This window comes from Bradyrhizobium sp. Ai1a-2 (genome assembly GCF_000426245.1).
Classification (GTDB): domain Bacteria; phylum Pseudomonadota; class Alphaproteobacteria; order Rhizobiales; family Xanthobacteraceae; genus Bradyrhizobium.
In genome coordinates this window covers 41190-53030 of record NZ_AUEZ01000061.1, presented here as the reverse complement: position 1 = coordinate 53030, position 11841 = coordinate 41190, and the positions used below count along the sequence as shown (strand labels likewise).

Annotated in this window: 14 protein-coding genes; 2 read left to right on the top strand and 12 right to left on the bottom strand. The window is 63.1% G+C overall.

Going from position 1 to position 11841, the window contains the following annotated elements; all coding sequences use genetic code 11:
- The 7 genes from K288_RS0130840 to K288_RS0130810 form a co-directional block, all read right to left on the bottom strand.
- Positions 1 to 222 (bottom strand): transposase family protein (locus tag K288_RS0130840; protein ID WP_027580939.1); only part of this gene is annotated, 222 nt, incomplete at its 3' end.
- A gap of 178 nt (positions 223 to 400) precedes the next feature.
- Entirely contained in the window at positions 401 to 997 is a 597-nt protein-coding gene (locus K288_RS54965; protein WP_244443321.1) for a transglycosylase SLT domain-containing protein, read from the bottom strand.
- Between the two features lie 256 nt (positions 998 to 1253).
- Complete coding sequence (locus K288_RS47060) at positions 1254 to 1715, bottom strand: hypothetical protein (protein WP_051334835.1); 462 nt, start codon at positions 1713 to 1715, stop codon at positions 1254 to 1256.
- A gap of 18 nt (positions 1716 to 1733) precedes the next feature.
- A complete protein-coding gene (locus tag K288_RS47055; RefSeq protein WP_084799821.1) occupies positions 1734 to 2318 on the bottom strand; it encodes a YbjN domain-containing protein in 585 nt (194 codons plus the stop codon).
- A gap of 72 nt (positions 2319 to 2390) precedes the next feature.
- Entirely contained in the window at positions 2391 to 3413 is a 1023-nt protein-coding gene (locus K288_RS47050; RefSeq protein WP_244443318.1) for a peptidylprolyl isomerase, read from the bottom strand.
- 249 nt (positions 3414 to 3662) lie between these two features.
- Positions 3663 to 4973 carry an amidohydrolase family protein gene (locus tag K288_RS47045; protein ID WP_244443320.1) on the bottom strand — a complete coding sequence of 437 codons (1311 nt, stop codon included), beginning with the start codon at positions 4971 to 4973 and terminating at the stop codon, positions 3663 to 3665.
- Positions 4974 to 5172: 199 nt separating this feature from the next.
- Complete coding sequence (locus K288_RS0130810) at positions 5173 to 5736, bottom strand: HdeD family acid-resistance protein (protein ID WP_027583017.1); 564 nt, start codon at positions 5734 to 5736, stop codon at positions 5173 to 5175.
- Between the two features lie 200 nt (positions 5737 to 5936).
- Here K288_RS0130810 and K288_RS0130805 point away from each other — a divergent pair, with 200 nt between their 5' ends.
- Positions 5937 to 6173, top strand: coding sequence for a hypothetical protein (locus K288_RS0130805; protein WP_027583016.1), 237 nt, complete (start codon positions 5937 to 5939; stop codon positions 6171 to 6173).
- An 8-nt stretch (positions 6174 to 6181) separates the two neighbouring features.
- Here K288_RS0130805 and K288_RS0130800 read toward each other — a convergent pair whose 3' ends face one another.
- Both K288_RS0130800 and glsA read right to left on the bottom strand, forming a co-directional pair.
- Entirely contained in the window at positions 6182 to 7828 is a 1647-nt protein-coding gene (locus tag K288_RS0130800; protein WP_244443317.1) for an MFS transporter, read from the bottom strand.
- Positions 7829 to 7896: 68 nt separating this feature from the next.
- Positions 7897 to 8886, bottom strand: a complete 990-nt coding sequence (gene glsA / locus K288_RS0130795) for a glutaminase A (protein WP_027583014.1) — start codon at positions 8884 to 8886, stop codon at positions 7897 to 7899.
- Positions 8887 to 9251: 365 nt separating this feature from the next.
- On the opposite strand from glsA, the gene K288_RS0130790 reads away from it, so the two are divergent.
- A complete protein-coding gene (locus tag K288_RS0130790; RefSeq protein ID WP_027583013.1) occupies positions 9252 to 9461 on the top strand; it encodes a hypothetical protein in 210 nt (69 codons plus the stop codon).
- Positions 9462 to 9787: 326 nt separating this feature from the next.
- Here K288_RS0130790 and K288_RS54960 read toward each other — a convergent pair whose 3' ends face one another.
- The 3 genes from K288_RS54960 to K288_RS0130770 all read right to left on the bottom strand — a co-directional run bounded on the left by K288_RS54960 (position 9788) and on the right by K288_RS0130770 (position 11815).
- A complete protein-coding gene (locus K288_RS54960; protein WP_244443316.1) occupies positions 9788 to 10201 on the bottom strand; it encodes a hypothetical protein in 414 nt (137 codons plus the stop codon).
- Between the two features lie 97 nt (positions 10202 to 10298).
- On the bottom strand, positions 10299 to 11591 hold the full coding sequence (locus K288_RS0130775) for a threonine/serine exporter family protein (protein WP_027583011.1): 1293 nt from the start codon (positions 11589 to 11591) through the stop codon (positions 10299 to 10301).
- Positions 11592 to 11605: 14 nt separating this feature from the next.
- Positions 11606 to 11815 carry a hypothetical protein gene (locus K288_RS0130770; RefSeq protein WP_027583010.1) on the bottom strand — a complete coding sequence of 70 codons (210 nt, stop codon included), beginning with the start codon at positions 11813 to 11815 and terminating at the stop codon, positions 11606 to 11608.
- Positions 11816 to 11841: the final 26 nt, after the last annotated feature.

Sequence of the window (11841 nt, the reverse complement as noted above, 5' to 3'; positions counted from 1 at the left end):
CACCCGGCTGAACGTGTCGTGGCTCGGGATGCCGTGCTCCAGGCGCAGCAGGAGCCGCAACAGCTCTTCCTTCGACCGGCCAAACTCTTCCATCTCCGCGCAACTGCTCGCTCCGCACAGCACCGCCGCCAACGCGATGAACAACACCTCCAACAGCTCGTGCTTCGCATTGGTTGCGCGCGGGTCCGGCAATCGCCCAAACGCCTTCCTGAACTTCTGCATCCGACCCCCTCCATGATCCGGGAGCCGTCTTCAGAATCCTTCTTGCATTCCAATGCAATAGCCGCCGCAAATCCATATGCGATTCCCCTGCCCGCAAGCGGGAGAGGGAGCACAGTCTCCATCGCGCATGCAATTCGACCCGATCTCATCGCGGGCTGGCAGCGAAACGACCGCCGGCTTATTTTCCGCCGCGCACCTGGATCACCAGCGCGCTCAGGCGGGCGTTCAGCTTGGCGTAATCGACATTCGCACCGCCCAGGCCGGCCATGCATCTGCGCTTGCATCCGCCGCCACCGCCACCGCCGCCACGGACCGGATCGCCGAAGGTGGCGACAGGAACGGTGCCGGTGACCTGGAAGCCGCGCGCCATCAGCCGCGAGCGCACCGCAAGGCAATAGCTCACCGATAGATGGGAGAAGCGCGTCTCGCCATGGCCGGCGCGGTATTTCATCACGGCGGTGCAGAGATCGCCGCGGGCCAGCCGCCACGCCTGGGCGAGGTAGGTCACCCCATAATGGACGTTGTTCTCGGGCACGGCGAGTTCGGCATTGGTGCCGGTGAAGCCGAGCATCCGCGCGGTCGAGGGCAGGACCTGCATCAATCCGATTTCACCGACGCCACCGATTGCGCCCGCATTGTAGCCGCTCTCCACACCCATCACGGCTTCCGCGATCTCGGGCGCAAGGCCCGTGCCGGCGGTTTCCTTCTCGATCAGGTCGCGGTAGCGGGAGCGCGGCTGCGAGCTCGAGCCCGCAACTCCTCGCGTCGGAGGCAATCCGACCTTGGCATTCTCGCGCCACCGCCGCTCGATCGCCGCCGGTGGTTCGGCGGGCGCGGCTTCCTTGGCCGGCGCGGCTTCCTTTGCTGGCTCGCTTGCCGCATCGGCAGCGGGGGATTCCTCAGGCACCGCGGGTGACGTATCGGCGAACGCGAGAACACTTGTCAGCACTAGGCCGACGCCGGTCGCCAGCGCAAGCAACCACCCGCGTAACAGCCTGGTCTGACGATGCCCCCGCACGCCCCCGCCTCGCTCACTCTGTGGATCGAAGCCGCAGGCGAAGGCGCAGCGGCTGAAGCATGTCGGGAGGCGGCACGCCCGCATTGGCGGCGGCGAGCAGCGGGCGCAGCCGGCCACCAAGCTCGGGATCCATGCTGCCGTCGAATGTGATGCGATCCATCCTGCCGTCCGGCAAGATCGAGGCGCTCACCACGAATGTCAGCGGCTTGTTCTCCTTCTCGCGTCCCGCCGCGAAGCCAACGAGCCACTGCGACATGTCGCCGTCGGCCTCGATCTGCTGCTGAAAGGCACCCTGCAGCCGGGACGCATAGTCGCGCCAGGCCGCGGGCGCCTCGGATGCGGCCTTGAAGTCCGTGCTTTGCGCCGCAGCCGGCGCGCGCCCGGCGGAAAGGCCAAGCGCCACGAGACCGAACGAGCGCAGCAGACGCCGCAGCCTGCCGGGATGCCCGTTCACGATCGGAGATTTCGACGCCATCGTTGCGATGCTGCCCGATCAGCTATTGAGGGCCGGCCGCGGCGGCGCGAGATTCGCGTCCGGCTTGGTCGCTTGCTTGGCAGTTTCCTTGGTGATTTCCTTGGCCGTTTCGAGGCTCGCGGCCAACCTGCCGAGCTCCTCGCGCAACCAGGGGATGAGCTGCTGGATCAAACTGTCCCAGATCTGAAGCTGGGTGCGGACATAGTTCGGCGAGACCGCGCCGGCGATGGAAAGATCGAGCGTCAGCACCAGAAATTCATCGGTGCCCTGCGGCTTGTCTACGAATAGTCGGCAGAACCTGTGCATGCGATTCCACTTGTTCACGAGATCGAGCGGCATCGATCCCTGCACGGTCAGGACCGCGACGAAGGCGACATCCGCGAAATGATCGGGCTTGCCGGGAAACGAATTACCAGGGCGGACGTCGAAGCCGAGGCCGTTGCTCGCCGACCGCAACAGCGAAATATTGCCATCGGTCACGAGCTCGGCGCGATAGCCGGCGGTTTGGAGCGCCGTGCGCAGCTCCTCGAGCGTGACAAAGGACTGCATCCCAGCGTTGGACAAATCTGCGGATGCTTGCGCGGCGTTAGTGCTCGTGGACATGACAGTCTCCTCTGTCCAACAACTTAGTTGAGTTTGCAACAGCCATTTCGGATCCGGGGACGACGAGCGCAGCTAGCGGCCAGCGCCCGCCGACTGCGTCAGCTCGCTGGCAATGCGGGACAGAGCGATTTCGTTGATCGCGGGCGGATTCTGCTCGAGCACGCGCGAAACATAGGCGCGGCGGTTGAGTTCGGCGCGCTGCGCGCGCAGGCGCTGGACCAGGGTGTCCCGCACGTCGGCAAGCGGCATGGTTTCGGACGGCTTGGTCTCGATCAGCTTGACGATGTGATATCCGTCGGCAAGCTTGATCGGCTCGCTCACGGCATTGACGCTCATTCCCATCACGCGGCTCTTGATTTCGGGAACGAGCTGCGTCTCTGGCAGCCAACCGAGATCGCCGCCCTTGTCCGCGAGCTCGCGCTGGTCGCTGGCGTCCTTGGCGATCAGGGCAAAGTCCGCCTTCGGCTGCTTCAGCTTTGCCTGGATGTCCGCAACCTTCGCCTTGGCTTTCTCTTCGGCCGCGGCGTCCGCTCCTTCCGCGAGCGCGACATAGATCTGGGCGAGATGAAAGCGGCGCGGCATGATCAGCGCGCCCTTGTTGGCGTCATAGGTCTTCTGGATTTCAGCCTCATCCGGATAGTTCTCCGGCGGCATCGACACCGACTGCAGATAGGTCTCAAAGATGGCCTCCTCGCGCAGCTTGGCGAGTTGAGCGACGACGGCCGGCTGCTCCTGCCACTTCTTGTCCCCTGCTTCCTTGAGGACGAGCTGCTTCGCAAACATCAGGCGGAGCGTCTGGTTGAGAAGTGCGGGATCGCGGGCGAGCGCGGCACGCTGATCGGGCCCGACGGCGGCCAGGAAGGCGCGGATTTCCGACGAGGTGACGTCACGTCCGCCAACGCGCGCGACCGGCTCGTTGCCCGACGCCGCCGTCTCGGCAAGCGGCGCCGGAGCGGCCGGCTGGGCCGCCGCGACAGGCGCTGGTGCTGCGGCGGGCGCCTTCGGCTTCACCACTCGCTGCGGTGCCGCCGGAGGCGGGTTCTGGGCAAAGGCGGGTTCAAATCCGCCGGCCAGTCCGATGATCGCCAAAGCCACGAGGTGACGGCCGATACGATCGCGACGGTATCGCGGTGTTGGGCCTTCAAACGCAGAACGATGGACAATCATAGTGACCTCAGGGTTCGATCTTCTGGTTCAGGATCCGGTCGCCGCAATCCCGCAACAGGTTCAGGATCGCGACGCGAACGGAATCCGAGTAGCGCTTCTACATCACCAAATGTCACACTTTCATAACGGCCATCAGCTCATAGCCAGTTGCTGGTATCTCTGTATGCACTGGGCTGATCAGCGCCGAGAAGGTTCCTGGGCGAGAAGATTCTTGTAGACCTTTCCGCCTTTCATGATGACCAGGAAATTCCTGGCCGGATCTTCCACGAGCCTGATGTTGTCGATTGGATTGCCCTCGACCAGCAGGAGGTCGGCCAGCGCGCCCTCCTCCACCACGCCGAGCTTGCCGGGATACGGATTTCGGGGGCCGGACAGGCTCAGCAATTCGGCATTCGTCGATGTCGCCATTGTCAGCGCTTCGGCCGCCGTGTACCAGCGCGTGAGGTCGGCCAGCATGGCTCCCTGTCGCTCAGCCAGCGCCTGCGAGAACAGGATGTCGGTGCCGAAGGCTGTCTTGATTCTGTATTTCTTTGCCAGCGCATAGACTCTATCGGTCCCGGCAACCACCTGCCGCATCTTCGCCTGCTCCGACGGCCCCAACGCACTTGCGGCCTCCAGATTGAGGAAAGGTTGCGTGCTCAACCAGATTCCCTTCTCGGCCATGAGGCGCGCCGTAGCCTCGTCCATCAGATGGCCGTGTTCTACGCACTTTGCTCCGGCCGCAATCGAGCGCTGGATCGAAACCGGAGTATAGGCGTGCACGGCCACGTAGGTGCCCCAGTTCTCGGCAGCTTCGACGGCGGCGCGCAGCTCGAGCTCGGTGAAGGTGGATACATCGAGCGGGCTGAACGGCGATGCGACGCCGCCGCCCGCGGTGAGCTTGACCTGTGAGGCCCCCTGCATGAGCTGCTCGCGGGCGCGGACGCGAACCTCATCCGGACTGTCCGCGACCATGCTGCCGCCAATTCTTTCCATGCGGCTGAGCATGCCGCCGATCGTTCTCGGCAGATCGGTGAGCTGCCGGAAGTCGCCGTGACCGCCGGTGATGGTGATTACGGCGCCAGACGGGTAGATACGAGGGCCGGGCACGAGATCGTCGTCAATGGCGCGTTTGAGCCCAAAGCTCGGGCCGCCCATGTCGCGGACGGTGGTGAAGCCGCGCATGAGTGTTGCAGTGGCTTCCGCGGCCGCAAGGAGATTGTTGTAGCCGACGTCGTCAGCCATGGCAGAAACCGGCGTTGGGCGTACCAGCATCGCGTGCCAGTGCGCATCGATCAGCCCGGGCATCAGCACGCGTTCGCCGCCGGCGATCACCTGAGCGTCAGCCTGGATCGGTGCAACCGAAATCTTCTCGATCTTGTTGTTGCGGATCAGGACATTGGACGGCGCGGAGAGCGTGGCGCTCTTTCCATCGAAGATGCGAACGTTCTGGAACAGTACGGCGGAAGCCTGTTGAGCCTGCGCCGCCGGCAAGGCCGCGAAGTTCATTCCAATCGAGGCCAGGAATGCAGCAACGAATGCAGCGATCTTGAATGTTCGAGCTGGCTTCCTCAAAACTGACATATCTGATCTCCGCCAATTGCGCGTGGCGCAAGGCTCGTATTGATCTTGCTGTGCGGGAGGGAACGCCCGACGCGATCGCGGGCGTTTAGCGAGAATACTTCCGGTCCTCGTCAGTCGATGGCCGCTAGCCCGTTCTGGTAGCCGGCAGCCACGCGAGGGTCAGCCATCCGATGCCGTGAGACAAGAGGTCGATGCCCAGCAGCAATCCGAGCACCCATGTCCCGGTGGCCGGGAATCCCGTCAGGATGATGAGACCCGCCACGGCGCCGAACAGCCCGGACACCAGTATGATCCAGCCGAACTGCTGCCAATGGCTGATGCCGACCAGGACACGGACGATCCCCGAGATCAGAAGCAGCAGACCGAGGACATAGGTGAGGATCAGTGCACTGGTCAGCGGCTGGGTCACCAGCACGATGCCGAATGCGAGATAGAGCGCGCCGAGCAGCAATTGCCACACGAACCCTCCCCACCCCTTGGTCCAGAAAGCGTGGATGATCTCGAATCCACCGGCGATGATGGCCATCCAGCCGATGAAGATGGTGCTGATCACGGTGAACAGCGCGAGATCGCCGAGGACCAGCAGGCCCGCGATGATCATCACGATTCCGAGCAGGATGCATATCCATAAAGGCGGTGTCGGCAGCCCGGTGAGGCGCATCGCCGGACCGTTGTCATAGGTGGTCATGTCATTCTCCTCTATTCCAGATCAGTCGAGCCCCGTTGCTGACGTGTCGACGTGACGCGCTCCGGGCCGAGCTTTCGTCACGCCTGCGGTCACTAGCGCCATCCGCAGCGGCGACGGCCTCGGTGCCACCAGCAGTGCCAGCGCCGGCCACGATGGCGAGGATGAGGTAGAGGTCGCGGCGGCGGACGAGTGGCGACGGCGTGAACGTTGGGCCGGACATCATCCCCCTGTGGGCCGAGTTCCTTTTGAAGCGCGAGCGGCGCCGCCTCGGCCGTATGCGGCAACAGGCTTGCCCCCAGGCCCGCGGCAACGACACCGCCGACTATGCTCCGCAGCACGCCGCGGCGATCGATTTCATTCACAGCTTGCTCCTTTTTGCTTTTGCCAAGTTTGTTTTTGTAAAGGTTTTACCTCTCAGCACGGTCGAGCGTGCCTGACGCGACGGTCAGGTCGATCGTCCGCGTTCGCCCGCCGTCTCGCTCGGAATCTCACCTGGCCGATAGTTCGGCAGCCGCCCGGCTGGAAAGATCGCAAGCAACGCAAGGCCGGCCATGATCAAGAGCCCGATCTTCAACGCGCGCAGCCGCGCCTCGGTGTTTACCCGCACCGCCTCCTCGACCTGCTGCGGCGTGGCGCTCGTCCCTTCCAGCGCGGTCCGCAGGCGGTCATTGCTGACGAAATTGATGTTGTCGAGATCGACCTGCGCCTGGAGTTCGGGCGTGAGCTTGGGGCTCGCGGCGATGCTGCCCAGCGCGATCGCACTCAGGAGACCGACAAGGAGCGCGCCGGCCACCGCCGTTCCGACGGCGGCGGCGAGGTTGTTGGTGGTGCCGCGCAGCGATCCGACATCCCCTGCGAGCTCCTTGGGCGAGGCCGTGACCAGCACGTTGAACAGCAGCGTGACAAGCGCGCCCTGCCCGACACCAAACACAACGAGCCCGAGCAGCACAGGCACCTCGCTCCAGTCGTTGCGCACGACGAATGCGAGCCACAACAGTGCGACGGTGCAAAGGATGAAGCCGGCTCGCCCGATCTGCCGCGGCGTCAGCCTGTCGTAGACGTGGACGATCAGCATCGCGGCAAAGAATACAGTCAGGTTGAACGGCATCATCGCCACCGCAGTGGCGATCGGGCTGCGACCCTGCACGATCTGGATGTAGAGCGGGACGGAGAAGTTGAGCGCGGCCTCCAGCGCAACGACGGTGAACATCGCGTAGACGGCCGCGCGTTCCTCAGGTGAATCGATCACCTGTAGCGCGAGGAGAGGCGTCTTGCCTGCCTCCGCGCGTCTGTGTGTCCACATCAGGAATGCCTGGCCCAACACGATGCCCGCCACGATCAGGATCGGCGCCGGAGACAGGCCGAGAAGGCTGAACGGCGCGTTTGGGCTCGCCAACACGAGCCCCCATCTGTTCAGATTATTGAAGCCGAAGCTGATGAGAATGATCGCGGCTGCTGCGAGTATGACGCCGACGAGGTCAATCTCCACATCCGGCCGGCCATGGTCGCGCTTGAGGCGGAAGCTCAACAGGAAAACGATGGCGGAAACAGCGATGAGAATTCCGAACACCGGCCGCCAGCCGATATAGGTACCGAGTACACCGCCGATGATGAACGCAAGCACGCCGGCCGCCGCGCGGGCAGAACCAAGCGCACCGACCGCGGTTGCCTGCTGGCGTCCGGTGTAGTTCTCGGCAATGAGGGCGACCAGCGAGGGCACGATCACCGCGCCGGCGGCGCCGCAGAGCGCCTGAGCCGTGATCATCACGACAGCCGTGGGGCTGAACGTCATCATGACCTGGGATATGAAGAACAGCACGACGGCTGCGCGGAACACCTGCAGCGCGCCGTATCGCTGCGCGAGCTTTGCGCCCAGCATGACGAATCCGGCGACCAGCATGGAATAGGCCACGATGCCGGTCGCGACCGTGGTCGGCGGAACGCCGAAGCTGTTGACCATTCCCCCCATCGCCACCGGCAGCGAAGCGACGTTGAACGACATGATCATCTGGCCGAGCGCGATGGCGATCATGGGAATCCATGATGCGCGTTCCTCCTGATGGATGCCGCCGATTGAGATCGTCTGTGTCACTTGGCGCCCTCCGATTTGCTCCGGCTTTTCATGATCGACCAGGTGGACGCCGATCCGGCCAACATTGGTCAGTCTTCCGGTTGCGAGACGAACAGATCCATGCCCAATCGCTGCGACAGGAATTTCGCGGCGAGTTGCCCCCTCACGCTGTTGCCGGCTGCATCCAACGGCGGAGCGAAAGTGCCGAAGCCGCCTTTTCCGGGAGAGACCGCGACAATGCCGCCGCCGATCCCGCTCTTTCCCGGCAGGCCGATGTCGTAAAGCCAATCGCCCGACGTCTCATACAGGCCGGCCGTGATCATCACAGCCAAGGCGTAATGGCAGACCTCAGCGTCGACCACGCGTTGCTTCGTGATAGGGTTCACCCCACCATCCGCCAGCGTCGCGCCCATCACGGCGAGGTCTCTGGCGGTCACGTTCAGCGAACACTGTCTCGTGTAGAGATCGGTCGCCTGTTTGGCGTCGCAATAGATCCGGTCGTAGCTCTCCAACAATCGCGCGATGCTGCGATTGCGAAAATTGGTCTGCGACGCGGAGGCGTAGACCTCTTCGTTGAGTGGAAGTTTGTGGCCTGCGAAGTGCGACAGCCCATCGTGGATGAACTCCCACTGCGCCGCGGCGGACGAGCCCGGCGCCAGGCTCGTCGTCGCGATCGCCCCCGCATTCACCATCGGATTGGTGCGTCCGGCTCCATTCTCGATCGCGGCAAGCGAGTTGAACGGAAGTCCGGTGGCGTTCGCGCCGAGCTTTGCGCGCGCCTCTTGCGGGCCAATCGTCTCGCAGATCAGCGCGAACACGAATGGCTTCGACACGCTCATGATGGAGAATGCGTAGTCGATGTCTCCCGCGCCGTAGACGTGCCCGTCGGTTCCAACGACACAAACGCCGAACAGTTCGCTCGGGACTCGGGCGAGCGCCGGGTAGACCTGCGAATTCTTGCCGTCGGCGTTCGATTTGAGGCGCCGGTGCGCGTCTTCCACCAGCGACTGCACCAACTCGGGATTAGGTAGATGACCGGTCGAAACGTAAGGCCGTTCATCGATCGCCGGTGAGGCCATCGCACCACTCCGCCCAACGGGGGCTATGTCATTGATCTAACGCCTACGTTTAGAACGAGTCAATCTGCAACCCGTGCAACAATTTGCTGACAGACCGGCAAAATGTGCCAACGGCCATCGCGTTCTCTTCTCGCGACGGCGCGGGTGTCCAACGCGTTAGGTAAGGCACACTGTCGCAATTGCGGTCGCATGCAATTGAATCAAAGCGCAGCCATTGACCGCAGAATTCGAGCGCCGAGAAATTTGCAACGTGGGCGGTCGAGTGTACGATTGCGTTTGCTCACGCGAGCCTGCCACTTACTTAAAAAAACGGACGCGACGAGAACTGGAGAAGGCGGGACATCATCTGAACAGCGAGGCTGATCATGGTGGCGGATACGAGTGACGGACACTTTCTGCTGGTGAAGAAGCTTGGTGGGTTGGTCGCGATTATCATCGGATGCCTGCTGACGGCGGTTGGCGTGACGTTCGAGTCCACCAGCACAACAACTGTCGGCGTTCTGTTTCTTGTGCTTGGCGCCGTCCTGCTCACGCTCAAGATCATCAGACGAAATCAAGGAAGCCCGCTCGGATAGCTGGGCTCACCATAGCCTCCGCATCGGCGCGATCGCTTCGCTTCCTTTAGCTCAGAAGGGTAATGCCGCCGGACAATTCCCGCGCGGCCGCGCCGAACAGCTGCTGACCCGTGTCCACGTGTCTATCAAATGGCGGTTCGGTTGCGAGCGAGGCTTTCTCGGCCGGACTGCCATTGCTTGGCGAACGATTGCATTCGCGCGAGATGCAGGAACGAGGGGCGCGCGAGAACCGCGTCAACCGCAAGTTCGTCCATCAGGACGCCCTCGATCGAGCCTGAGCGGCACGTCAGCAACCAGTGCCGCTCAGGCGCGTTCTGCCTGAGCGCTTAATGCCGCCCCAAAGGGGCGGAGTACACAAGCGGCGGCGGCCGGTACGGCCGGGCCGAAATACCGAAGTTCTGCCCGTACTGCTGTTGGACAGCCGGTAAATTGATAACGCCAACGCGGATGTCCGGCGATCGCGCGTCGATCGGCGCCTGATTCGTGGTCGGTGGATTGACACGGTCGACCTCGCCCCTCAAACGCCGGTTGAGATCGTCATAACCGCTTTTGGCATTGCCGGCATTGCCGCCGGCGACGCTGTTGTTTCCTGATCCCTGCTGCCCGAGGCCGAGAGCCGGCGGTAGATTATTCCGCTGCGGATCGATGCTTACGGGCGGAAGGGAAATCGGCGGCTCCTGAGCCACGGCGACTCCCGCCACGGCAACGGCCGTCAAATTGATAAGCAATAATAGGCGCATCCCAATCACCTGCTCGACAGTTACGATAGCGGCACCCCGTCAATATAATGCACAGATTGTAAAAGCGTATGTCTTGCGCAGGGATGCAATTCAAATTCTACGCGCTTCCGCCGCTCCCGGTAAACCGTTTGTTCAAACGATACCCAATCAACATCTTCGGAAGGATCAACCCCAGCGTAATCGCAAGGGTGATCAGGAAGGCGTTGATTCCATCCGCAAGCGTTGCCTCGAGCAAATCAGAGGAAATACTACCGCCGCTTGCGACGAGCTCGAGCAGCCCATCCGCCATTCGAAACAGGAACACGCCCGGGATCAGCGAAACCACGGATGCGAAGGCAAGCCCCGCATAAGGTAGCCTGAGGCGTTCTGCCACAGGCGTGGTGATCACGCCGACGATGAGACAGGCGATGAAGGCACCGCCTGACAGGCTCGCGCCGGCCTTGGCCAGAAGAGCCCAACGCACGCCATGGGCGAACATACCGATCAAGATCGGGACTGGCAGCATCCGCCATGGCATGGAGAAAAAGGTACCATAGGCAGCAACCGCCGCACCCGCAGCGATCACGTCATAGATCAACGGGACCGGCGGCGACGGCGCCGATGCCGGCAGATTGGTCCCGCCGAACGACAGTCCGGCGAGCAGGCCAATGCAGATCGCGAAGATGATCAGGCTGGCATAGACCACGCGGCAAATCCCGAGCGCCAGCCGTCCACGGGCAAGGTCAATCGTGCCGTTGAGGACATGCGGGCCCGGCACCAGCACCATGCAGGGACAGACGGCGACGAGCCGTTGCAGGCTGGAGGAGAACTGTAGATCAACCACCAGCGCACCGATCGCGCCGGCGAGCAGCGCAGCGGCAAGCGGCTGGGCGAACGGATTACGGCTCCATCCTGCAATCCAGCGGCGCAGACAAGCGCCGAGGCCGGCGCTGACAGCAATGATGATCAGGCTGGCTATATGGGCGGCGCCGAAGATGATGCCGAGCGCGACGGCGCCGATGGCAGCGAAGGATGCGAAGCGAATGAGAGAGACGGGCGGATGCGCCTGCACCTCCGCAAGTGCGGAACGCAGCAGTTCTGGCGACGAAGCGTGATCGCAGAAGTCGTCAATCAACTTGGTTGCGGCCGCGACCTTTCCCATCTCGATCCCGAGCGGCCTCGCCTCGACGGTCGTGCTCGCCGCGCCGCCGCCATTCTCGATCGCGACTGTGACTTCGTCCCAGCGCAGAAAGACCCGCGCAGAAAAGCCGAGCGCTTTCGCTAGCCGCTCGACATACTCGGTCGTGCGCTCGGTCGTCTGGCCATTCGTGAACAGCAATGTCGCAACCGTCACCAGCAGATCGAGCGCGCGCGCCGGATCGAGATCCGGGCTGCGAGCTGTCGCTGCCATGTCAAGCGGCTGGCTCATCGCATCAACGAAACCTGGATATCCGATCGAACGCGCATCGCGAGAGCGATACCGCCCGCCTCGCACCCGATCTTTCCGATTTCCATAACCGTTTTTCCGAATGGCCCGATGATTGCCGCAAGGCCGGCGGCGTCACGATTATGGCATTCCGGCAAAAGGCGTGCATGGCGGAAATATTTTCCCGCGTCCTCGGCGTAGCTTGCCACACTCGCAACGAAGCGAGTTCTTGTTC

Coding starts and splice junctions, on each gene's coding strand:
- K288_RS47060 (WP_051334835.1), bottom strand. CDS start 1,715: ATGGCGTCGAAATCTCCGATCGTGAACGGGCATCCCGGCAGGCTGCGG.
- K288_RS47055 (WP_084799821.1), bottom strand. CDS start 2,318: ATGTCCACGAGCACTAACGCCGCGCAAGCATCCGCAGATTTGTCCAAC.
- K288_RS47045 (WP_244443320.1), bottom strand. CDS start 4,973: ATGAACTTCGCGGCCTTGCCGGCGGCGCAGGCTCAACAGGCTTCCGCC.
- K288_RS0130810 (WP_027583017.1), bottom strand. CDS start 5,736: ATGACCACCTATGACAACGGTCCGGCGATGCGCCTCACCGGGCTGCCG.
- glsA (WP_027583014.1), bottom strand. CDS start 8,886: ATGGCCTCACCGGCGATCGATGAACGGCCTTACGTTTCGACCGGTCAT.
- K288_RS0130790 (WP_027583013.1), top strand. CDS start 9,252: ATGGTGGCGGATACGAGTGACGGACACTTTCTGCTGGTGAAGAAGCTT.
- K288_RS54960 (WP_244443316.1), bottom strand. CDS start 10,201: ATGCGCCTATTATTGCTTATCAATTTGACGGCCGTTGCCGTGGCGGGA.
- K288_RS0130775 (WP_027583011.1), bottom strand. CDS start 11,591: ATGGCAGCGACAGCTCGCAGCCCGGATCTCGATCCGGCGCGCGCGCTC.